The sequence below is a fragment of the Isoptericola sp. Y541 genome, assembly GCF_059445465.1.
In genome coordinates this window covers 92,569-114,676 of sequence record NZ_JCAIUJ010000004.1, presented here as the reverse complement: position 1 = coordinate 114,676, position 22,108 = coordinate 92,569, and the positions used below count along the sequence as shown (strand labels likewise).

Sequence of the window (22,108 nt, the reverse complement as noted above, 5' to 3'; positions counted from 1 at the left end):
GCGCACCGCCGGGGGTGACAGAGTGTCCCGCGTGACGGCCGCCTACCTCTCCTCCCTGTTCTCGCTGGACGGCCGCGTCGCCGTCGTCACCGGCGGCAGCTCCGGCATCGGCCGCGCCATCGCCGGGGCGCTCGCCCGCGCCGGCGCACGCGTCGTCGTCCTGGCGCGGGGCGAGGCCGCGCTCGCGGACACCGTGGACGAGCTCGCGGCCGAGGGCTGTCGCGCCGCCTGGGTGAGCGGCGACCTCGCCACGCGCGACGGGGTGCGCGCCGCCGCCGCCGAGGCGGCCGCCGTCTTCGGCGAGCCGGACGTGGTGGTCAGCTCCGCGGGCATCAACCTGCGCCCGCCGATGGCCGAGATCGACGACGCCACCTGGGACGCGACGATGGCGGTGAACCTCGAGGCGCCGTTCCTGCTGGGGCAGCGGTTCGGCCCCGGCATGGCGGAGCGCGGCTTCGGCCGCTTGATCCAGGTGTCCTCACAGCAGGCGCACCGGGCGTTCGTGCAGTCCGGCGCGTACGGGGTCTCGAAGGGCGGGCTGGAGTCGCTCGCGCGCTCGCAGGCGGAGGCGTGGTCGTCCCACGGGGTCACGGCGAACACGCTGGTGCCGGGCTTCGTGCTGACGCCGCTCAACGCGCGCCTGCAGTCCGACCCGGCGCGGGTCGAGGCGCTCGCGGCCCGCACGATGGTGGGGCGCAACGGAGTGCCCGGCGACTTCGCCGGGGCCGCCGTCTTCCTCGCGAGCGACGCGTCCGCCTACGTGACCGGCCAGGCCCTGCACGTCGACGGCGGATTCTCGGTGCACTGACCCCCTGGGGGTATGGTGCTCGCCATGACCGACACCACCACGACCGACCTCAAGCGCCCCGCGACCCTCACCATGTACGGCGCCACCTGGTGCGGAGACTGCCGCCGCGCGAAGCGTGTGCTGGACACCCGCGGCGTGGAGTACGTGAACGTGGACCTCGTGGCCGACCCGACGCGGGCCGACGACGCCGAGGCCATCAGCGGCCGCAAGAGCATCCCGGTGGTGGTCTTCCCCGACGGCGAGTTCTTCGTCGAGCCCACGGACGCGGAGCTCACCGCGAAGCTGGACGCCGTCGGCCTCTGAGCCGTTCCTGGTGATCGTCACTTCCGGCGGATCGTCACTTCCGGCGGATCGTCACTCCCAGCGGAACCACACCGCCGCGGCGCCCCCGGCCACGACGATGCTCGCGACGAGGCCCACGAGTGCCGACCCGGGCACGGCAGCGCCGGCCCACGCCGCGCTGAGGCCGTCCACGGCGGCCCCGAAGGGTAGCCAGCCGCCCAGCGTCGCGAGCGCGTCGGGCAGATTCTGCCGCGGCCCGAACATCCCGCCGAGCGCGGCGAGGCCGAAGAACGCGCCGAGGCCGAGCGCGACGGCGGAGCCGGGCGTGGGGGCCACCGCGGCGACCAGCATCCCGACGGCGTACATCGCCGCGACGGCCAGTGCCAGCATGCCGACGGCCGTCCAGGGCGCCGCCGGCACGGACGCGCCGAGCCAGACGAGCGCGACGCTGAGCGCCAGGGCGATCCCGAGCACGATCTGCGCCACGCCGACGAGCGCCTGCGCGCCGAGCATCAGCGCGGGGGAGGCCGGCGTGACGCCGAGGCGACGCAGGATGCCCGAGCGCCGGTAGTACGCGAGGAAGCTCGGCATGTTGATGACGCCGACGGTCGCCACGACCATCGTCAGCGTCAGCGGGATCACGTAGACGTCGAGGACGGTGCGCCCGCCCGTGCCGGGGATCACCTGGTCGACGTCGAGGGCGAGGCCGTTCATCACGAGGATGAGCAGCGGCATCCCGAGCGGGATGACCAGACCGGCGGTGTCGCGCGCGACCATCTTCGCCTCGGCGACGGTGAGGGCCAGCCACGCGCCGGGCCCCGGACGGGGCGGCCGGGCCGTGGCCCCGTGCTGCCCCTCGTGCGTGGTGCCGTCGTGGTCGTGCTGGGTGGTGACGTGGGTGGTCATGCCGCCTCCAGGGGGCTTCCGGTGAGGGCGAGGAACGCGTCGTCGAGCGTGGGGCGGCGCAGGTACGTCTCGGTGGCGAGGACCCCGGCGTTCGCCAGCGCGGAACCCACCGCGTGCAGCAGGTCGCCGTCCGGCGTGCCGGCACCGGTCACGGTGAGCCGGGGGCCGGCGGCGTCGACGTGCTCCACCCCGGGCAGCCGTGACAGGAGGACGGCCGCCGTCGGGTCGTCGGTGCGCAGGGTGACCCGCGGGCGCAGCCCGGCCCGGTCGATCAGCTCGGCGGCGGTGCCGCGTGCCACGACCCGGCCGGCGTCGAGGATCGTCACGTGGTCGCACAGCCGCTCCACCTCCTCCATGAGGTGGCTGACCAGCAGCACGGTGACGCCGTCCGCACGCAGGTCCTCGACGAGTGCCCACATGCGGCGCCGGGCCTCCGGGTCCAGGCCGGTGGTCAGCTCGTCGAGGATGACGGCGCGCGGCGCGCCCACGAGGGCGATCGCGATCGACACCCGCTGCTGCTGCCCGCCCGACAGCTTCTCGAAGCGCGTGTCGCGGGAGTCGCCGAGCCCGACGCGCTCGATGAGGAGGTCGGGGTCGACGCCCCGCCGGTAGAACGACCGGTACAGGTGCACGAGCTCGCGCACGGTGAGCGCCCCGTGCATGTCCGCGCCCTGCAGCTGGACGCCGAGGACGGCGCGCACCCGCCGCCGGTCGGCGCGCGGGTCGAGCCCGAGCACGCGGACCTCGCCGCGGTCGGGGGTGCGTGCCCCCGCGAGGAGCTCCATGGCGGTGGACTTGCCGGCGCCGTTGCGGCCGAGCACGCCGGCCACCTCGCCCGGGGCCACGGACAGGCTCACGTCATCGAGGGCGACCACCGGGGGGTGGCCGCGGCGCCGGGTGCGGTACGTCTTGCGCAGGTGCTGCGCCACGAGTGCGGTCATGGCGGCGACGCTACGGACGGGGCGGGGCCGGCCGCGCGTGCCGCTGGTCACGACCTCGATCCATGACCTGTGGCACGGTCGCGGCGGCGCCGTGCCGGATAGCGTGGGCCCATGCGCCGGCTGGGACCTGAGGAGACGTCCGGGCTGACGATCTTGGTCGTCTGCCTGGCGATCGTCGTGCCTGTGCCGTTCGTCGCGCCCTCCGACCGGTTCCTGGTGCCGCTGACCGTGTGGGTGCTGCTCGCGGTGGCATGGTTCGCGGCGACCGCCGTCGCCGTGCTGCGGCCGTCCAGAAGCGTCGGCGCCGTGACGGCGCTCGGGGCGCAGACCCTCCTGACGGGCGCCCTCGTCGTCACCGTGCCGGGGATCGGCTGGCTGCCGATCCTGCTCGTCTTCGGCGCGGCCGTGAGCACGTACGTCGGGCCGACGGCGCTGACGGTCGCCGTCATCGGTGCGAACACGGCGGCGCTCCTGGTGTCCGCCGTCGTCGCCCCGGGGCCCGTGAGCGCCATCGAGCTCGCCCTGGGCGCGGGCCTGTACCTCCTGCTGCAGGTCGCGAGCGCCGCGGTGAGCGTGGCGCTGCAGCGCGAGCAGCGGATGCGCACCGAGCTGACCGTCGCGCACACCGAGCTCGCGGCGGCGGCGGTGCTGGGGGAGGAGGCCACCCGGGCCTCGGAGCGGCTGCGGATCTCCCGCGAGCTGCACGACCTCATCGGCCACCAGCTCACCGTGCTCACCCTCGAGCTGGAGTCGGCCGCCCACCTGCCGGGCGAGCGCGGCGCGGAGCACGTCGACCGCGCGCGGACCGTCGCGCGCGAGCTGCTCGCCGACGTGCGGGCCACGGTGGGGGAGCTGCGCCGTCGTGCCCCCGACCTGCGCGAGGCGCTCGTCGCGGTGGCCGGCGCCGTCCCGCACCCGCGCGTGGAGATCGCCGTCGCCGACGACGTCGTCGCGGACGAGGAGCAGACGGCCGCGCTGGTCCGGGTCACCCAGGAGGTCGTGACCAACGCCGTGCGGCACGCCGAGATGGCCACCGTGCTGCGGATCGCGGTGCGCACGGGCGACGCCGGCGCCCTGACCCTGGTGGCCCGCGACGACGGGCTCACCTCGGGCCCCGTGCGGCTCGGGAACGGCCTGGCCGGTATCGTCGAGCGCACCGAGGCGCTCGGTGGCGGGGCGACCTTCGACGCCTCTTCGGGCTTCACGGTCGAGGCGCGGCTCGCCGGGCGGGCGGCGTCGTGAGCACGGGCCAGGCCGCGGGCGAGGGCCAGGCCGCGCGCGAGGGCCGCGTGCGCCTCGTCCTCGCCGACGACCAGACGCTCGTGCGGCACGGCATCCGCAGCCTGCTCGAGATCGCCGGCGACGTGGACGTCGTCGCCGAGGCCGAGGACGGCGAGGCCGCCGTGGAGGCCGTGCGCGAGCACGAGCCCGACGTCCTGCTGCTCGACCTGCGCATGCCCGGCCGCGACGGCATCTGGGCGCTCGAGACCCTGCAGGCCGAGGGGCCGGAGGTCGCCGTCCTCGTCCTCACGACCTTCGACGACGACGCGCTGGTGCTGCGGGCGCTGCAGGCCGGCGCGCGGGGCTACCTGCTCAAGGACGTCACGCTGGAGCAGCTCGCGGACGCCGTGCGGACCCTGGCCGCGGGCGCGACCCTCGTGCAACCGGCGGTCACGGCGCGGCTGCTCCGCGCGGTCCGCTCCGCGCCGGCGCCCACGGAGGCGGTGATCGTGGTCGACCTCACCGAGCGGGAGCGGGAGGTACTGAGGCTGATGGCGCAGGGCTGGTCGAACCGGGAGATCGCCGGCGCGCTGTACCTGGCCGAGGGCACCGTGAAGAACCACGTCTCGGCCGTGCTGCTCAAGCTGGGGGCCAAGGACCGCACCCGTGCCGTGCTGCGGGCGTTGCGGACCGGCCTGCTGGGCTGAGCAGCACTCGGGGGATACTCGGGGGCGTGGAGATCCCTGCCGTCTGGTCCGTCGTCCTGATCGTCGCCGCCGTGTGGAACCTTGTGGTGTGGCCCCAGTTCTGGCGCCGGGTGGCCAAGGACCCGCGCGCCCGCGACGACGCCGGCCGCGCCACCCGCTTCTTCACCGTGCACGCCGTCCTGGTGGGCGTCTCGGTCGTGCTCGCTGTCCTCGTCGGTGTGGTCGGGGTGCTCGGCCTCGTCGGCTGAGTCTCGCCCGGCGCTGGCGCCTTCCTGCTGGTCGCGTGACCATGGACGCATGAGGGCCATCTGGAAGGGTGCCGTGACCTTCGGTCTCGTCAACGTGCCGGTCAAGCTGTACAGCGCGACCGAGGACCACGACGTGCCGCTGCACCAGGTGCACGACGAGGACGGCGGGCGCATCCGCTACAAGCGCGTGTGCGAGCTGGACGGCGAGGAGGTGGCCTACCAGCACATCGACCGCGCGTACGACGACGGCGAGCGCACGGTGGTGCTCACCAAGGACGACTTCGCGGCGCTGCCCGCCGAGGCGAACCGCGAGATCGAGGTGGTCGAGTTCGTGCCGAGCGACCAGATCGACCCGATCATGCTCGACCGCACCTACTACCTGGAGCCGGACTCCAAGAGCCCCAAGGCGTACGTGCTGCTGCGCCGCACCCTGGAGGAGACGGACCGCACGGCGATCGTGAAGTTCGCGCTGCGCCAGCGCACGCGGCTCGCCGCGATGCGGGTGCGCGACGAGGTGCTCGTGATGCAGACGCTGCTGTGGGCGGACGAGGTGCGCGAGGCGGCGTTCCCGTCGCTCGACGGTTCGGTCAGCGTCTCGGACCGGGAGCTGGCGATGTCGGGCCAGCTCGTCGCCAGCTACGAGGACGACTTCGCGCCGGAGGAGTACGAGGACGAGTACCAGGTGCAGCTGCGCCAGCTCATCGACGCGAAGATCGAGCAGGGCGACGCGCTCGACACGTCCGAGACCTTCGGCGAGCAGCCGGAGAAGCAGGATGCGGACGTCATCGACCTGATGGAGGCCCTGCGGCGCAGCGTCTCGGGATCGAAGGGCGCGTCGAAGGGCACGGCATCGAAGAACACCGCGTCGAAGAACACCGCGTCGAAGAACACCGCGTCGAAGGGCACCGCGTCGAAGGGATCGGCCGAGAAGGACGAGGGGAAGAAGCCCGTGTCGAAGAGCACGGCGAAGAAGGCGCCCGCCAAGAAGTCGACGCCCGCGAAGAAGACCCCGGCGAAGAAGGCGTCGTCGTCGTCGACGCCGCGCCGGAAGACCGGCTGACGGGCGCTCAGGCCCCGGCGGCCCCGGAGGTCGTCGATGCGGCCCGGGCGCCGGCAATCTCGCGCACGAGGGTGAGCAGCTCGTCGATGTCGTGGTCCGCGAGGCCGGTCGCCCCGACGGACGCGAGCGCGTAGAGGCCCTCGCCCATGAGGGAGACCGCGCGGGCGAGCACCGGGTCGCCCAGCTCGTCGCGCACGGCCTCGGTCCACGCCGCCTGCGCCTCGTCCAGGACGTCGCGGGCGCGCGGGTACGGGCCCTGGGCGAGGCGTGAGACGGCGAGGTAGACCACCTCGAACTCGCCGTCGATGACGGACGAGGTGCGCAGCAGGTAGTCGGTGGCGCCCTCCTGTGCGCCGCGCATCGCGTCGACGTCGGCGGCGGTGAGCACGCCCAGATGGTCGAGGAGCCCGTCGACGAGGGCGTCCTTGGAGGGGAAGTGGTAGAGCAGCCCGCCCTTGGAGACGCCGGCCCGCTCCGCGACGGCCTCGAGCGTCGCCGCGCGCTCCCCGGACTCGACGAGGAGGTCGGCGAACGCGCGCAGGACCTTGGCGCGGGCGGCAGGGGGTGGGGGCATGTGGACAGCCTAGCGGCGGACTGTTACTGTACCGGCTGGACGGTGCGGAAGTTCGACGTCAACATGTCGCCCCGGCCGTCCCGCTGTGTGAAAGGCACCTCATGGTTCAGACCCAGGTGACGACGCACCCCACCTTCTCGGCCACGAGCCGCCCCGCCACCGCGCGCCCCGCCGGCGCCGGGCGACGCTGGGCCGCCCTCGTCGTGCTGATGCTGCCGGTGCTGCTCGTCTCGATCGACAACACGGTCCTCAGCTTCGCGCTGCCGCAGATCTCCAAGGCCCTGGCCCCCGGCGGCACCCAGCTGCTGTGGATCGTCGACGTCTACCCGCTGGTGCTCGCCGGCCTGCTCGTGCCGATGGGCTCCGTCGCGGACCGCGTCGGCCGACGCCGCCTGCTCCTCGTCGGGGCGGTCGGCTTCGCCGCCGTGTCCGCGGTCGCGGCGTTCGCCCCGACCGCAGGCGCGCTGATCGCCGCGCGCGCCGGCCTCGGCTTCTTCGGCGCGATGCTCATGCCGTCCACGCTGTCGCTGCTGCGCAACGTGTTCACCGACCGCGACGAGCGCCGTCTGGCCATCGCGATCTGGGCGGCGGGCTTCGCCGCAGGCTCGGCCGTCGGGCCGATCGTCGGCGGGCTCCTGCTCGAGCACTTCTGGTGGGGCTCGGTCTTCCTGCTCGCCGTGCCCGTGCTGGCGTTGCTGCTCGTGCTCGCGCCGGTCTTCGTGCCCGAGTCGCGCGACCCCGCGCCGGGCCGCCTCGACCCGGTGTCGATCGTGCTCGCCATGGCCACGATGGCCCCGGTCGTGTACGGCATCAAGACGCTCGCGAAGGGCGCCCTGCCGTCGCTGGGGCTCGCCGCGATCGCGGTGGGGCTCCTCATGGGGGTCCTCTTCGTGCGACGCCAGCTGCGCCGCCGCGACCCGATGCTCGACGTGCGGCTGTTCGCCGTCCCCGCGTTCACCGGCAGCGTGCTCGTCAACCTGCTGTCCGTGTTCTCGCTGGTCGGCTTCCTGTTCTTCGTCTCGCAGGACCTGCAGCTCGTGATCGGACTGTCGCCCGTGCGGGCGGGCCTCGTGCTCCTGCCCGGCACCGTGGCGATGGTGGTCGCCGGCCTGGGCGTGGTGCGCGTGGTGCGCAGCGTGCGGCCCTCGCACGTCGTCGCCGCGGGCCTCGGGCTGTCCGCCGTCGGCTACCTGATCACCGCCCTGACGGCCGGGCGCGGCGAGGTCGGCTGGCTCGCCCTCGCGTTCGTCGTGCTGGCGATCGGCGTCGGCTCCGCCGAGACCGTGTCGAACGACCTCATCGTCTCCACAGTGCCTGCGGCGAAGGCCGGGGCGGCGTCGGCGATCTCCGAGACCGCCTACGAGGCCGGCGCCGTGCTCGGCACGGCCGTGCTCGGGGGCATCCTCACGGGGTCGTACCACGCGAACGTCGTCGTCCCCTCCGGGGTCCCGACGGCGGACGCCACCTCCGCGACCGAGACGCTCGGCGGCGCCACCAGCGTCGCCGCGGACCTCCCGGCCGGGCCGGCGCAGGCGCTGCTCGACTCGGCGCACGCCGCGTTCGGCAGCGGCGTGGTCGTGACGTCCGGCATCGGGTTCGTGGCCGTCCTCCTCGCCGCCGGGATCGCACTCACGACGCTGCGCGCCGCGCGGTCCTGACCTGGTCCTGACCAGCAGGTGCAGGTGACCTGCGACACCACCGGCGGGCAGGGTGGCGCCGTGGGTCGTGTTCCGCGAGGGTGGACGCGATGAGCGACCAGCACGACGAGCCCGAGGCCGACCCCGAGGCCGACCCCGCGGCCGATCACTCCACGACCGGCCCCGCCGCGGCCGATCACCCCGCGACCGGCCACCCCGCGACCGACCGACCCGCGCGCCCTGCCCGCCGGACGCCGCCGCGCTGGGTGCGCTGGACGCTCGCGTCCGTCGCCGCGGCGCTCGCGTGCCTCACCTTCGGGGTCACCACGGCCGAGGTGACGCTGAGCCTCGGCCCGCACGAGGCCGTCTACGCCGTCGACACGGACGGCCTCGTCGTGGCTGACCTCGGGCCGCTCGGCACCCTCGAGATCGACTCGCCCCTGCCGCTCGGTCTCGGCCTGGAGGTGACGGTCAAGGAGATCCCCGCCGACCTGTCCGCCGTGGACCAGGCGGGCACGCTGGACATGCTCGCCGGCGACCTGCAGGGCTACCTCCAGTTCTTCTCCAGCCCGCAGGAGACGGCCAGCACGGTGGCGCGGGCGCTCCTGTGGGACGCTGGGCGGCGCGCCGTCGTGGCAGCGGTGGTGCTCGTCGCCGCCGGCTTCGCGCTGCGGCTGCTGCTCGGGGCGGCCCGGCGGCGCGACCTCGCCGCTCGGCTGGCGCCGCGCACGTGGGAGATCACCGCCGGGGTGGCCGTCACGAGCCTGGTCGTGGTGACCGTGGCGTCCGCCGGCGTGTCGCTGCCGTCGCAGGGGCGGCCCGCGTCGCAGGTCTTCGCCGGCACCGCCCTCGAGGGCGCCACGATCACCGGGCGTCTGGCGGGCATCGTCGACACCTACGGCGGCCAGCTCGTCAGCCTCTACCGGGAGAACGAGGCGTTCTACGCCGCGGCCGACGACGAGCTCACCGCCGCGTGGGACGCCTGGGACGCCGCGCATGGCATCGCGCCCGACGGTACGTCGCTCTCGCCGTCGATGTCAGCGACTTCCCCGCCGGCACCGGACTCCCCCTCGACGCCGGCCTCGTCGTCGGCGTCCCCCGCGGACGAGGACCTCGTCACCCTCCTGGTGGTGTCGGACCTGCACTGCAACACGGGCATGACGCCACTGATCCGCACGACGGCCGAGCGCTCGGGCGCCGACGTCGTGCTCAACGCGGGGGACACGACGACGAACGGCACGGCGGTGGAGAAGGCCTGCGTGGACTCGTTCGCTTCGGCGGTGCCGCGCGGCGTGCCGATGGTGGTGGCGGACGGGAACCATGACTCCCAGGTGACGTCGTCGCAGGAGGCCGCGCGCGGGCAGACGGTGCTCGACGGGCAGGTGGTGGAAGTCGAGGGCGTGCGGATCCTGGGCGACCGGGACGCCCTCGAGACGCGCGTCGGGGCGGGGACGAACGTCGCGCGCGAGCGGACGCCGGAGCAGCAGGCGGCGGACCTCGCCGCGGTCGCGTGCGAGGACGACGGGGTGGACCTGCTGCTGATCCACACGCCGGCGGTGGGGCTCGACGCGCTCGAGAGCGGCTGCGTGCCGTTCCAGGTCTCCGGCCACACGCACAAGCGCTCCGGCCCCGAGCAGGTGGGGCAGGGCATCCGGTTCGTCAACGGCTCCACCGCGGGCGCCGCGCCGAACCAGCCGACGGTCGGCCCGTTGCACGGCACGGCCGAGATGACGCTGCTGCGCTTCGACCCCGAGGCGCGGCGGATGGTGGACGTGCAGGTGGTGAGCGTCACGCCCGACGGCAAGGCGACGGTGGGCGACCGGGAGCCGGTGCCCGAGGTCGTGCCGCCCACCGAGGACGTGCCCGGCGACACGGGCGGCAACGAGAGCGGCGACGTGGGCGACGACTCGTCGCCCACGGTGTCGTCCCCGTAGGCCCGGATAGGCTCGGATCGTGCCCGAACCCGTCACCCCTGCTCACGCCGTCGACCCCGACGAGCTGACCCCGGTCGCCCAGGACTACCTCAAGGCCGTGTGGTCCGCGCAGGAGTGGTCGGACGAGAAGGTGACGACCGGCCTGCTCGCTGACCGTCTGGGGGTGGGCCCGTCGACGGTCTCCGAGACCGTGCGCCGGCTCACCGCCCAGGGCCTGCTGGGGCACGAGCCGTACCGCGGCGTGTGGCTCACCGACCTGGGCCGCCGGTACGCGCTGGTCATGGTGCGCCGGCACCGGGTGCTGGAGACCTGGCTGGTGCGCGACCTCGGCTACGGCTGGGACGAGGTGCACGACGAGGCCGAGGTGCTGGAGCACGCGGTCTCCGACCGGCTGGTCGAGCGGATCTCCGCCCGGCTCGGCCACCCGCAGCGCGACCCGCACGGCGACCCGATCCCGTCCGCCGACGGCCGCGTGGTGCGCCCGGCGGCGGTGCCGCTGGTGGACCTCGAGGCCGGCACGGGCGGCGTGGTGGCACGGATCTCGGACGCGGACCCCGAGGCGCTGCGATACCTCGCCGGCCTGGGCATCGACCTCGACCTGCCCGTCACGCTGACGCAGCGGCGGGACTTCGCCGGCACCGTGGGCGTGGCCTGGGAGGCTGCGGGCGCGCCCGTCTCCGTGGACCTGGGCCTGCTGGCGGCGTCGCGCATCTGGGTCGTGCCCGCGTAGGCTGTCCCGGTTCCCCGACGACGTGTGCGCGATGATTCGCGCCACGTCGTCGAATCGTTTCGAGCCAAAGGCCCACGACGTTGACCGAGACGACCACGGCAGCGCGCACGAGCCGCCGCGTGCCCCGCCCCGAGCACGTCGGCGCGGCGCTCTTCGCGCTCGCGCTCGGCGGCTTCACGATCGGCACCACCGAGTTCGCGACGATGGGGCTGCTGCCCCAGATCGGCGCGGACCTGCACGTGAGCGACCCCGTGGTGGGGCACGCGATCACCGCGTACGCCGTGGGCGTGGTCGTGGGCGCGCCGCTGCTGACCGTGGCGGCCGCGCGGATGTCGCGCAAGCGGCTGCTGCTGTGCCTGATGGCCGCCTACACGGTGGCCAACGTGCTCTCGGCGGCCGCCCCCAGCATCGAGACGCTCGTCGTCGGGCGGTTCCTGGCCGGGTTGCCGCACGGCGCCTTCTTCGGCGTCGGGGCGGCTATCGGCGCCGCGGTGGCAGGGCCGGGCCGCCGCGGCCATGCCGTGTCCATGATGATGACGGGGCTGACGATCGCGAACGTCATCGGCGTCCCCGTCTCCACCGCGGTGGGCCAGCAGCTCGGCTGGCGGGTCGCGTTCGTCGTCATCGGGGCGCTCGGCGCCGTCACCCTGCTCGGGATCTGGCGGTACGTGCCCGAGCACGGCCCGGTGGACTCCAGCGTCCGGCGGGAGCTGGGCACGCTGCGCAACGGGCCGCTGTGGATCTCGTTCGCCGCCGGCGCGATCGGCTTCGGCGGCCTGTTCGCGGTCTACACCTACATCGCCCCGACCGTCACCAAGGTGGCGGGGATGTCCGCGAGCGCCGTGCCCTGGGTGCTCGCCGTCTTCGGCGTCGGCATGACGGTCGGCACCCTGCTCGGCGGTCGGCTGGTCGACCGGAACGTGCTGCGCACCGTCATCTGGGGGTTCGTCGCCACGGCCGCCTCTCTGGTGGTCTTCGCCCTCGTGGCGTCCTCGCCGGTGCCCGCCGTGCTCGCGCTCTTCGCGCTGGCCGTGACCTCCCAGCTGCTCGGCCTCGCCATGCAGACCCGGCTGATGGACCTCTCGCCGCAGGCGCAGTCCCTCGGTGCCGCGCTGTGCCACTCCGCACTGAACGTCGGCAACGCCACCGGTGCGTTCTTCGGCGGGCTCGTCATCGCCGGCGGCTGGGGCTACGTCGCCCCCGCGTGGGTCGGCCTCGCGCTGACGCTCGTGGGCCTGGCGATGGTGGCCGCGTTCGGGCGGCAGCGGGTGGCGCACGCGTCCTGAGCTCGCCTGGGCCGTTGCGGCCGAGGTCGTTCCGCCCAGGTCTGTGCGGTACGGTCGCGCCCGTGAGCCCGAGCGTGCGCGACGAGACCCACGACGACGATCTTGCGGCCGAGGCGGTGCCCGGCCCGCGCGGACTCTCGTCCCGCACCTACGGGGTGCTGCTGACCGTGCTGGGCGGGATCGGCTTCGGCGCGGCGACGTGGCTGGCGATCGAGGAGTACCTCAAGCTGCTGGACCCGAACCGGGTCACGAGCTGCAGCTTCAACGTCTTCCTCGACTGCGGCGTCGCCATGGCGTCGTGGCAGGGCACGCTGCTCGGCTTCCCCAACCCGTACCTCGGCGTCGCCGCCTTCCCCGTGGTCATCACCACGGGGGTGGTGCTGCTCGCGCGCGCCAGGCTGCCGCGGTGGTACCACCTGAGCCTGCTCGCCGTGACGGCGCTGGCCCAGCTGCTGATCTTCTTCCTCATGTGGTCGAGCTTCTACGCCCTCGTCCGGCTGTGCCCCGCGTGCATGGTCGTCTGGACGATCCTGTGGCCGCTGCTGTGGTTCCAGGTGGTGCACGCCGTGCAGGAGCGGCACCTGCCCGCCGGCGAGGGGCTGCGGCGGGCCGTCGTCGGCAACCGCGGCCTGGTCCTGATCATCGGCTATGTCGTGGCCGTGGCCTGGATCCTGCTCGCCGTGGGCGGCCCCCTGGTGGAGTCGTTCGGCCTCTGATCGTCAGGGTTCCGGGCGCCCCCGCGGCCGGTGGAAAACCGGGCGGTCCGGGCACCGCCGGCCGGTAGACTCGCGCGGGTGAGTACGCCCGACACCGCCTCCCCCCGATCCGAGGCTCCGACCGAGCCCACCCACCGCTACACGCCTGCCCTCGCGCAGCAGATCGAGGAGCGCTGGCAGGACCGCTGGGAGGAGCAGGGCACCTTCTGGGCGGCCAACCCGACCGGCGCGCTCACGGACGGCGACGGCGAGCACGGCACGGGCAACCCGTTCTTCATCATGGACATGTTCCCGTACCCCTCGGGGGCCGGGCTGCACGTCGGGCACCCGCTGGGCTTCATCGCGACGGACGTGGTGGGCCGCTTCCGGATGATGAACGGCGACAACGTGCTGCACGCACTGGGCTACGACGCGTTCGGCCTGCCGGCCGAGCAGTACGCCGTGCAGACCGGCCAGCACCCGCGGGTCACCACCGAGCAGAACATCATCACGATGAAGCGCCAGATGCGCCGACTGGGCGTGGCTCACGACGAGCGCCGCACGTTCGCCACGATCGACCCCGAGTACGTGCGCTGGACGCAGTGGATCTTCCTGCAGATCTTCGACTCCTGGTACGACGCCGAGGCCGACCCCTCGAGAGGCTCAGGACGGCGCGGCGGCAAGGGCCGGGCCCGCCGCATCGGCGAGCTGCGCGACGAGCTCGCGGCCGGCACGCGCGCCGTGCCGGGACGCGACGGGGACAACGCCGGCGGCGTGGTCTGGGCGGCGCTGTCCGACGACGAGCAGCGGGACGTGCTGGACACCCAGCGGCTGGCCTACGTCGACGAGTCGCCGGTCAACTGGTGCCCGGGTCTGGGCACGGTGCTGGCGAACGAGGAGGTCACGGGCGACGGCCGCTCCGAGCGCGGCAACTACCCGGTCTTCCAGCGCAACCTGCGCCAGTGGAAGATGGGGATCACCGCCTACGCCGACCGCCTGACCGACGACCTGGAGCTCATCGACTGGCCGGAGAAGGTCAAGTCGATGCAGCGCAACTGGATCGGCCGCTCCACGGGCGCCAATGTCCGGTTCGACGTCGTGGGCACCGGCGACGACGACGCGGCGGGCGCCGGCGCGCAGGTCGAGGTGTTCACCACCCGACCGGACACGCTGTTCGGCGCGACGTTCATGGTCGTGGCCCCCGAGCACCCGCTGCTGGACGAGGTGCCCGCGGCCTGGCCCGACGGCACCCACGGCGTCTGGACCGGCGGGCACGCGACCCCCGTCGAGGCGGTCGCCGCCTACCGCCGCGACGCGGCCGCCAAGACCGCCGTCGAGCGCCAGGCCGACGCCGGCAAGAAGACCGGCGTGTTCACCGGCCACCTGGCCGTCAACCCCGTCAACGGGGCCACCGTCCCGGTGTTCACGGCCGACTACGTGCTGATGGGTTACGGCACCGGCGCGATCATGGCGGTGCCGGGCGGCGACCAGCGCGACTTCGACTTCGCCGAGGCGTTCGAGCTGCCGGTGATCCGTACCGTGGAGCCCGCCGGCGGGCTGCCGGAGGACTTCGCGGGGGCGTACACCGGCGACGGCGTGACGGTGAACTCCGCGAACGACGAGGTCAGCCTGGACGGGCTGGGCGTGGCCGAGGCCAAGGAGCGGATCGTGGCATGGCTGCAGGCCCGCGCCGCCGGCGAGGGCACCACCACGTACCGCCTGCGCGACTGGCTGTTCAGCCGGCAGCGCTACTGGGGTGAGCCGTTCCCGATCCTGTGGGACGCCGACGGCCGTCCGGTCGCGATCCCGGCCGAGATGCTGCCCGTCGACCTGCCCGACGTGCCGGACTACGCGCCGCGCACCTTCGACCCGGACGACGCGAACTCCTCGCCCGATGCGCCGCTGGGCCGCAACGACGACTGGGTGTACGTCACCCTGGACCTGGGCGACGGGCCGAAGACGTACCGCCGCGACACCAACACCATGCCCAACTGGGCCGGGTCGTGCTGGTACTACCTGCGCTACCTGGACCCGACCGACTCGTCCGACGGCCCCGCCGCAGGCACCGCCGTCGTCGACCCGGAGCTCGAGACGTACTGGATGGGCCCGCGCCACAACGCCACCTCCGGGCCGGCCGGCGGCGTCGACCTGTACGTCGGCGGCGTCGAGCACGCCGTGCTGCACCTGCTGTACGCGCGGTTCTGGCACAAGGTGCTGCTGGACCTGGGCTACGTGTCCGCCCTTGAGCCGTTCGGCAAGCTCTTCAACCAGGGCTACATCCAGGCCTACGCGTACACGGACGCCCGCGGGCAGCACGTGCCCGCGGCGGAGGTCACCGAGGCGCCCGGCGCCGACGGCGAGCCCGTGTACACCTGGCACGGCGAGATCGTGCACCGCGAGTACGGGAAGATGGGCAAGTCCCTCAAGAACGTCGTCACGCCCGACGAGATGTACGAGCAGTACGGGGCCGACACCTTCCGCGTGTACGAGATGTCGATGGGCCCGCTGGACCAGTCGCGGCCCTGGGAGACGCGCGCGGTCGTCGGCGCGCAGCGCTTCCTGCAGCGGTTGTGGCGCAACGTCGTGGACGAGGAGACGGGCGCGGTCACCGTGACCGACGACGAGCCCGACGTCGCGACCCTGCGCGCGATGCATCGTGCGATCGCCGACGCGAACGCCGAGATGGAGCACATGCGGCCCAACACGGCGATCGCGAAGCTCATCACGTACAACAACCACCTGACCGGCCTGGACCGGGTGCCGCGCGCTGCCGTCGTGCCGCTGGTGCTCATGGTCGCGCCCATCGCCCCGCACGTCGCCGAGGAGCTGTGGGAGCGGCTGGGGAACGACCGCTCGCTGTCCCGCGAGCCTTTCCCGACGGCCGACCCGCAGTACCTGGTCGAAGACACCGTGACCTGCGTGGTGCAGGTCAAGGGCAAGGTGCGCGGTCGCCTCGAGGTGCCGCCGTCCATCTCGGACGCCGACCTGGAGGCCGCGGCGCTCGCCGAGCCGAACGTGGCGCGGGCGATCGACGGCGCCGCGGTGCGCAAGGTGATCGTGCGCGCGCCCAAGCTCGTCAACATCGTTGTCTGAGGCGGAGGTGCAGCGGCGGTCGGGGGCCGCGCGCAGCGAAGCACGCGGCCGCAGCGGAACCGCAGACTCGGACGACCACGGGCGGAGCGTCTGAGGCGTATGTCTTCCTCCCGCATCGAGGGCGCCCTGGCCCGCAGCCGGGGCGCCTTCGGCACGCCCGCGCTCGCCCTCCTGCACCGCAAGGAGGGCCCGCTCGTCGTTGCGGTGCTGTCGCTGATCTTCACGCCCGGCCGGTCCACCGTGCCCACGGAGCAGATGCACGTGGAGGTGGAGGACCTGCTCGCGGAGGCGCGCGGCACGGGCCACGACGTGCCCGACGAGCCCGTCCGTGCGCTGTGCTCGCGCTGGGTGGCGGGCCGGTGGCTGGTGCGCTTCCTCGACGACGAGGGCGCGGAGCAGTACCAGGTGAGCTCGTACGCGGCCGAGGCGCTGGCGTTCGTCGACCGGACCCAGGGGACGCGATCACTGGTCAGCGAGTCGCGCATCCGCACGTTGCTGGTGGCCCTGGAGGGGCTGGCCAGGGACGCGCGCCCGGACCGCGAGTCCCAGCAGGCGGCGCTGCGCGAGCAGGTGGCCCGGGCGAAGGACGAGATCGCCCGCGCCGAGGCGGAGCTGGCGCGCCTCGGCGGCGGCGGCCCCGTGGTCGAGGCGCCCGTGGAGGTCCTGGTCGAGCAGTTCGACAACGTCGCCGCGCTGGTGCGCGAGCTGCCGGCGGACTTCGCCCGCGTGGCGGAGTCGATCGCCGACCTGCAGCGCAGCATCATCAACGGCCTCCGGCAGGACGTGCGCCCGACGGGTGAGGTGCTCGGCGCCTACCTCGACGCGTCCGAGTCCCTGATGCAGCGCACGCCTGAGGGGCGCGCGTTCTCGGGGGCGATGGAGCTGCTGCGCGACCCACAGCTGCTCGGCCAGGTGGACGAGCGGGTGCGGGCGGTGCTGGCGCACCCCTTCGCCGACGACCTCCCCCCCGACCGTCGCGAGGCCGTGCGGGCGCTCTACGCGCAGCTCCTCGCGTCGGTCGACGCGGTGCTCGACGCGCAGGCGCGGGCCTCGCGGACCGTCACCCAGCAGCTCACGGTGCACAACCCGTTACGCGACCGCGAGCTGGACGCCGCCCTGCGCGAGGCCACCGCCGCGATGGCCGACTGGTTCCCCGCGTCGGGCCGGGCGGCCCGGGTGGAGCCGCTGCGCTGGCTGGAGCGCGCCCGGCTGGGGCGGTTCCGGGCCCAGCTGCACGACCTGCACCCCGACGCCCTGCCCGACCCGCTCTCCGACCTCGACGATCCCGGCCTCGACCCGGACGGAGACCCGAGGGAGCTGCTCGGCGGTCTGCTGGGCATGGGCGGCCCGCGGTACGACGAGACGACCGCGCACGCGGCGCGGGTGCTGCGCGAGCGCGGCGCGGCCACCGTGGACGAGGTGTTCGCCGCGGCGCCGGCGGAGCTGCGCCGACCGGTGGAGCTGCTCGGCTACCTCGAGCTCGCCGCAGAGGGCGCCCTCGAGGACGCCATCGCCGACGGTGACGTGCCCGCCGCCCGACTGCGCCGGGTCACCGCCGTGCGTGCCGACGGCAGCACCCGCGAGCTGGTGCTCCCGGCCGTCCTGGTCGCGACGCCCGGCGCGGCAGCTCTCGACGAGCCCTCCGACGAGCCCACCGACGAGATGGAGACCCCCGCATGACTGAGGTCACCCCCGCACCCGGCACGTTCGTCGAGGTGACGGCCATGGAGGACGACGACGCCGCGCTGTTCGCCGGCGACACCGGCGTGCTGCCCTACGACGCGCGCCGCGCCCTCGCCCTCGTGCTCCAGCGGCGCTACCTGTCCGCCGCGGCGCACCCCGCGGAGTGGAAGGCGCTGCTCGCGCACCAGAACCTGCTCTCCTCGCGCTGCCACGACATGTTCGTCGAGCTCGTCGTGGACCGTGACTACGAGATCGCCTACAAGCGGCAGGTCCGCGAGGCGGGGCTGAGCATCCCCGTGCTGCTCAAGGACGAGCCGTACAAGCGGGTCGAGACCCTGCTCATGCTCTTCGCGCGCAACCGCTTCCGGCAGGAGCAGGGCGCGGGGGAGCGGGCCGCCCACGTGGACGCCGAGGAGCTGGTGGACTACGCGCTCGGCTTCCTGGCCGCGGGCGAGACCAACCTCGCGGCGCGGCGCCGCGAGATCGACAACGCGATCGGCGCGCTGGTGCGCGAGCACGTGCTCGACGAGGTCGCGGACGGCCGGTACCGGGTACAGCCGGTGGTGGAGATCCTGCTGCCGGTCGAGCGGCTGCGGGCGCTGACGGCGTGGCTGCGCGACCCGTCGCCGGTGGGGCCTGTCGAAACCACGGAGCCCGTCGAGACCATGGCCGACGACGAGACCGACGACGAGACCGACGACGTGGACGAGGTCGACGAGGACGAGGAGGCCCGCGCGTGACGATCACGAGCGACCCGGCGGAGCAGGTTGCCGCGCCGCGCATGCAGCAGTCGTTGTTCGGGCTCATCCCGACGGCATCGGACGGACGCCAGTGGACGGCCCGGTCCATGCAGCTGGTGAGCTGGGGCGGCTACCACGGGTACCACGAGGTGCGGTTCGCGGGCACGACGACGCTGCTCACGGGGGCGTCCGGGTCCGGCAAGTCGACCCTGCTGGACGCGTACATCGCGCTGATGATGAGCCACACCACCCCGTTCAACGGCGCCTCGAACACGGCGACCAGCGGCCGTGCGCGGGGGCAGGAGCAGCGCAACGTCGTGTCGTACGCCCGCGGCAAGCTCGACGAGCAGCGCACCGCCGGGTCGGCGACGGCCAGGGACCGGGTGCTGCGCGGCGAGACGTCGGACACCTGGTCCGCGATCGCGATGACCTGGTCGTCGCAGGCCGGCGAGCGGTTCACCGCGCTGCGTGCCTGGTACGTGCCCCGGGGTGCCCAGCGCGCCGACGAGACCGTGGCCGTGCGCGCCGTCGCCGACCGCGACGTCTCCCTGCGCGAGCTCGAGCCGCTGGTGACCCAGCGCTTCGCGAAGCCCGGCCTCACGGCGGCGGGCCTGACGACGTTCGACACGGACAAGGCGTTCGCCACCCGCCTGCACGTGGCCCTCGGTATCGGCGCGGCCGGCGACGGGGAGAAGGCGATGCAGCTGCTGGGCCGCATCCAGGCCGGCCAGCAGATCACCACCGTCGACGCCCTGTACAAGGCGATGGTGCTCGAGGAGCCGGAGACGATCCGGGTGGCCGAGCGCGCCGTCGAGCACTTCGACGAGCTCAGCGAGGTGCGCGCCGAGATGGACACCGCGCAGCGGCAGGTGGACGTGCTGCGGCCCATGCTGGAGCACCGTGCGGCGATCGACGCCGCCGTGGCCGCGCGCAGCGTCGTCGGCTCGCTCGGCGTCGGCGGTGCAGGCGGTGCAGGCGGTGCCGGTCATGGGGCCGACGACGCCCCGACGCCCTTCACCTCGTGGCGCGACCGCACGCAGCTGGACCTGCTGCGTGCCGCCGAGGCCGAGAACCGGGCGCAGCACAAGGCCGCGGCCGAGCGCGTCGCCGTCGCCGAGGAGCGGCGCACCACCGCCGACGCGGAGCTCGACCAGGTGCGGTCGGACCAGCGCCGCAACGGCGGCGACGCTGTCGAGGCCGCCGAGCGCGAGGTACGGACCGCCGAGCAGCGGCTCGCCGAGGTGCGGCGTGCCCGCGCGGAGCTCGAGGGACACCTGGCGCCGCTCGAGCGCGAGGTCGGCACGCGGCGGGAGCTGGAGGCGTTGCACGCCGACGGCCGTCGTTACCTCGAGGAGCGCGACCACCACACGGACGCGCTGACCGAGGCGGTCGTCGAGGCCAGCGCCCGCGAGAAGGAGGCGATGCGCGCGCTGGCCGAGCTGGAGCGCGAGGAGGCCTCGCTCAAGGCCCGCCGGGGCAACGTGCCGCGCGAGCTGCACGAGGCACGCGAGGCGCTCGCGCGGGCCGCGGGCCTCCGGGCCGACGACGTACCGTTCGTCGGTGAGCTCCTGGAGGTGCGCGGCGAGTACGAGCCGTGGCGCGACGCGCTCGGGTTCGCGCTGGGCGGGTTCGCCGTCACGATGCTCTTCGACGAGTCGCGGCTGGACGCCTTCCGGGCGGCGGCCGACGACGTCCGGTCGCCGGTGCGGGTGCACTTCGAGGGCGTCCCCACCGGCCTCGCGCTGCACGAGGAGACCGACCGATCGCTGCTGCCCGGCCGGCTCGAGATCAAGGCCGGCCCGTTCGGCGGCTGGCTCGCCGGCAGGCTCGCGGAGCGCTTCGCCTACGTGTGTGTCGACGACCCGGCCGACCTGAACCGCCACGACCTGGCGCTCACCCGCGCCGGCCAGACGGCCCAGGGTCGCCGCGGCGCGCACGGCGGCCAGGGGCGGGCCTCGGCGCTGGGCTTCAGCAACCACCGGCGCCTCGAGCAGCTTGCCGAGCAGATCGCCGCCTCCCACCAGGAGCTGCGCCAGGCCGCCGAGACGCTCGCGGGCACGCGGCTGCGGCAGAAGGGCGAGGCTGACCACTTCGTGGCCTACAGCCAGGCCCTGCGCGCGGAGTGGGACGACGTCGACCTGCATGGCGCGGAGGAGAAGCTCGCCGACCGGCGCGAGCGGCTCGAGGCGCTCGTCGCCGGCTCCGACGTGCTGCGCGCGCTCAAGGCGGACGAGGACGCGCTGAAGGCCCGGGTCGACGAGCTGTACCGCGAGCGCGCGGCGGCGCAGCACCGCGTGACGGAGCTCGGCGCCGGGTGGGAGCAGATCAGCGACCTGGTGGACCAGGTGGCCGACGCCGTCGAGCGCGCCGACGCCGACGGGATCGAGCCGACGGCGGAGCAGGCCCGGCGCCTGGCCGAGCTGATGGCGCAGGTCGGCTGGTCGGGCGCGGTGGGCGGCACCGCGGGCAGCGGCCTGGCGGACCTCACGACCGCCGTGGCGGCCGTCGTGCGTGAGCTGCAGCACGAGCAGGAGTCCGCCCAGGAGGCCGAGCTCGCCGCGCGCGCGGCCCTGTCGGCGCTGTTCGAGCGGTTCAACGACACCTGGCCCGACCCGAACCGCAGCGCCGACCCCGACGCCGCGTACGCCGACTTCCTGCGGATCTACGAGGAGCTGGAGTTCCAGCAGCTCTACCGCCTGCGGGACAAGTGGTCGGCGCACCTGCGCCAGATGTCGGGCGACCAGCTCACCCGCCTCAACAACGGCATCGCGCAGGCGGTCGCGGAGATCCGCGACCGCATGGAGCCCGTCAACGCCATCCTGGCCACGCTGCCGTTCCGCGACGACGACCACCGGCTGCGCATCACCGCCACGCCCGCCGAGGGCAACGACGTCGCGTCGTTCCGGCGTCTGCTGCGCGAGCTGGCGACCACCCCCGCGGGCGACGTGCCGCTGGCGGAGCACGAGCGCCGCTACGCCCGCATGACCCGGCTGATCGACCGGATCCGCCCGGACAGCCCGGAGCGGCGCCGGCTGGTGGACGTGCGCGACCACGTGCGCATCAGCGCCGAGTGCGTGGACCTCGCGGGCAACCACGTGAGCGTCTACGACCACATCGCGGGCAAGTCCGGCGGCGAGTCGCAGGAGCTCGTCGCGTTCATCGTCGGGGCGGCGCTGCGTTACCAGCTCGGTGACTCCGGGGCCGAGCGCCCCCGGTACGCGCCCGTCTTCCTCGACGAGGCCTTCATCAAGGCCGACGCCCGGTTCGCCGGCCGCGCCGTCGGCGCGTGGCGGGGCCTCGGCTTCCAGCTCGTGGTGGGCGCGCCGCTGGACAAGGTGAGCGCGTTGGAGCCGCACGCCGACGTCGTGCTGCAGGCCATCAAGGACGCGACCGGCAGGACGCGGCTGGTGACGCTCGTGGGGGAGTGATCTGCTGCCTGTGCCGACGCGGCCGACAGGGTCATGGACGACCTCGAGGGTGTCTCGTGGGGGGAGGAGCACCGGGACACGTCCCGACGTCCACTTTGCTCGACGTGGGATGCGCCGTCGCGGTGTTCCTGGGGC

General features: G+C 74.1%; 18 protein-coding genes. 15 read left to right on the top strand and 3 right to left on the bottom strand.

What is annotated here, in order from left to right; translation table 11 throughout:
• The first annotated feature begins 31 nt into the window (after positions 1–31).
• Together AC1C2V_RS10740 and AC1C2V_RS10735 are read left to right on the top strand one after the other, a co-directional pair.
• Complete coding sequence (locus AC1C2V_RS10740; RefSeq protein ID WP_495389602.1) at positions 32–808, top strand: SDR family NAD(P)-dependent oxidoreductase; 777 nt, start codon at positions 32–34, stop codon at positions 806–808.
• Positions 809–832: 24 nt separating this feature from the next.
• Complete coding sequence (locus AC1C2V_RS10735) at positions 833–1,111, top strand: glutaredoxin family protein (RefSeq protein ID WP_495389601.1); 279 nt, start codon at positions 833–835, stop codon at positions 1,109–1,111.
• 51 nt (positions 1,112–1,162) lie between these two features.
• On the opposite strand, the gene AC1C2V_RS10730 is transcribed toward AC1C2V_RS10735, so the two are convergent.
• Entirely contained in the window at positions 1,163–1,996 is an 834-nt protein-coding gene (locus AC1C2V_RS10730) for an ABC transporter permease (protein WP_495389600.1), read from the bottom strand.
• Entirely contained in the window at positions 1,993–2,937 is a 945-nt protein-coding gene (locus AC1C2V_RS10725; RefSeq protein WP_495389599.1) for an ABC transporter ATP-binding protein, read from the bottom strand. Before AC1C2V_RS10725 ends, AC1C2V_RS10730 begins: the two co-directional genes overlap by 4 nt.
• A gap of 111 nt (positions 2,938–3,048) precedes the next feature.
• On the opposite strand from AC1C2V_RS10725, the gene AC1C2V_RS10720 reads away from it, so the two are divergent.
• Genes AC1C2V_RS10720 through ku form a run of 4 tightly spaced genes read left to right on the top strand, consistent with a single transcriptional unit; the run spans position 3,049 to position 6,173 of the window.
• A complete protein-coding gene (locus AC1C2V_RS10720) occupies positions 3,049–4,179 on the top strand; it encodes a sensor histidine kinase (protein ID WP_495389598.1) in 1,131 nt (376 codons plus the stop codon).
• Positions 4,176–4,865, top strand: a complete 690-nt coding sequence (locus tag AC1C2V_RS10715) for a response regulator (protein ID WP_495389597.1) — start codon at positions 4,176–4,178, stop codon at positions 4,863–4,865. Before AC1C2V_RS10720 ends, AC1C2V_RS10715 begins: the two co-directional genes overlap by 4 nt.
• Positions 4,866–4,891: 26 nt before the next feature.
• Positions 4,892–5,113 (top strand): SCO4848 family membrane protein, encoded by a 222-nt coding sequence (locus AC1C2V_RS10710; RefSeq protein WP_495389596.1) that lies wholly within the window; start codon positions 4,892–4,894, stop codon positions 5,111–5,113.
• A gap of 49 nt (positions 5,114–5,162) precedes the next feature.
• Complete coding sequence (gene ku / locus AC1C2V_RS10705; protein WP_495389595.1) at positions 5,163–6,173, top strand: non-homologous end joining protein Ku; 1,011 nt, start codon at positions 5,163–5,165, stop codon at positions 6,171–6,173.
• Between the two features lie 7 nt (positions 6,174–6,180).
• On the opposite strand, the gene AC1C2V_RS10700 is transcribed toward ku, so the two are convergent.
• Complete coding sequence (locus AC1C2V_RS10700; protein WP_495389594.1) at positions 6,181–6,747, bottom strand: TetR/AcrR family transcriptional regulator; 567 nt, start codon at positions 6,745–6,747, stop codon at positions 6,181–6,183.
• Positions 6,748–6,848: 101 nt separating this feature from the next.
• Between AC1C2V_RS10700 and AC1C2V_RS10695 the strand changes: the two genes are divergently transcribed.
• The 9 genes from AC1C2V_RS10695 to AC1C2V_RS10655 all read left to right on the top strand — a co-directional run bounded on the left by AC1C2V_RS10695 (position 6,849) and on the right by AC1C2V_RS10655 (position 21,973).
• Positions 6,849–8,405, top strand: a complete 1,557-nt coding sequence (locus AC1C2V_RS10695) for an MFS transporter (RefSeq protein WP_495389593.1) — start codon at positions 6,849–6,851, stop codon at positions 8,403–8,405.
• 89 nt (positions 8,406–8,494) lie between these two features.
• Positions 8,495–10,318, top strand: a complete 1,824-nt coding sequence (locus tag AC1C2V_RS10690) for a metallophosphoesterase family protein (protein ID WP_495389592.1) — start codon at positions 8,495–8,497, stop codon at positions 10,316–10,318.
• A gap of 19 nt (positions 10,319–10,337) precedes the next feature.
• A complete protein-coding gene (locus AC1C2V_RS10685) occupies positions 10,338–11,048 on the top strand; it encodes a metal-dependent transcriptional regulator (RefSeq protein ID WP_495389591.1) in 711 nt (236 codons plus the stop codon).
• 80 nt (positions 11,049–11,128) lie between these two features.
• Positions 11,129–12,334: an MFS transporter gene (locus tag AC1C2V_RS10680; protein WP_495389590.1), complete on the top strand. Its 1,206-nt coding sequence runs from the start codon at positions 11,129–11,131 to the stop codon at positions 12,332–12,334.
• Between the two features lie 62 nt (positions 12,335–12,396).
• On the top strand, positions 12,397–13,050 hold the full coding sequence (locus AC1C2V_RS10675) for a vitamin K epoxide reductase family protein (RefSeq protein WP_495389589.1): 654 nt from the start codon (positions 12,397–12,399) through the stop codon (positions 13,048–13,050).
• Between the two features lie 78 nt (positions 13,051–13,128).
• Positions 13,129–16,122 carry a leucine--tRNA ligase gene (leuS, locus tag AC1C2V_RS10670; protein WP_495389588.1) on the top strand — a complete coding sequence of 998 codons (2,994 nt, stop codon included), beginning with the start codon at positions 13,129–13,131 and terminating at the stop codon, positions 16,120–16,122.
• A 99-nt stretch (positions 16,123–16,221) separates the two neighbouring features.
• Positions 16,222–17,802: a DUF3375 family protein gene (locus AC1C2V_RS10665; protein WP_495389587.1), complete on the top strand. Its 1,581-nt coding sequence runs from the start codon at positions 16,222–16,224 to the stop codon at positions 17,800–17,802.
• Positions 17,799–18,545 carry a DUF4194 domain-containing protein gene (locus AC1C2V_RS10660; protein WP_495389586.1) on the top strand — a complete coding sequence of 249 codons (747 nt, stop codon included), beginning with the start codon at positions 17,799–17,801 and terminating at the stop codon, positions 18,543–18,545. The genes AC1C2V_RS10665 and AC1C2V_RS10660 overlap by 4 nt, the downstream gene beginning before the upstream one ends.
• Positions 18,542–21,973: an ATP-binding protein gene (locus AC1C2V_RS10655; RefSeq protein ID WP_495389585.1), complete on the top strand. Its 3,432-nt coding sequence runs from the start codon at positions 18,542–18,544 to the stop codon at positions 21,971–21,973. Before AC1C2V_RS10660 ends, AC1C2V_RS10655 begins: the two co-directional genes overlap by 4 nt.
• The last annotated feature ends 135 nt before the right edge of the window (positions 21,974–22,108 follow it).

Coding starts and splice junctions, on each gene's coding strand:
- AC1C2V_RS10735 (WP_495389601.1), top strand. CDS start 833: ATGACCGACACCACCACGACCGACCTCAAGCGCCCCGCGACCCTCACC.
- AC1C2V_RS10695 (WP_495389593.1), top strand. CDS start 6,849: ATGGTTCAGACCCAGGTGACGACGCACCCCACCTTCTCGGCCACGAGC.
- AC1C2V_RS10690 (WP_495389592.1), top strand. CDS start 8,495: ATGAGCGACCAGCACGACGAGCCCGAGGCCGACCCCGAGGCCGACCCC.
- AC1C2V_RS10665 (WP_495389587.1), top strand. CDS start 16,222: ATGTCTTCCTCCCGCATCGAGGGCGCCCTGGCCCGCAGCCGGGGCGCC.
- AC1C2V_RS10725 (WP_495389599.1), bottom strand. CDS start 2,937: ATGACCGCACTCGTGGCGCAGCACCTGCGCAAGACGTACCGCACCCGG.
- AC1C2V_RS10700 (WP_495389594.1), bottom strand. CDS start 6,747: ATGCCCCCACCCCCTGCCGCCCGCGCCAAGGTCCTGCGCGCGTTCGCC.
- ku (WP_495389595.1), top strand. CDS start 5,163: ATGAGGGCCATCTGGAAGGGTGCCGTGACCTTCGGTCTCGTCAACGTG.
- AC1C2V_RS10730 (WP_495389600.1), bottom strand. CDS start 1,996: ATGACCACCCACGTCACCACCCAGCACGACCACGACGGCACCACGCAC.
- AC1C2V_RS10660 (WP_495389586.1), top strand. CDS start 17,799: ATGACTGAGGTCACCCCCGCACCCGGCACGTTCGTCGAGGTGACGGCC.
- AC1C2V_RS10720 (WP_495389598.1), top strand. CDS start 3,049: ATGCGCCGGCTGGGACCTGAGGAGACGTCCGGGCTGACGATCTTGGTC.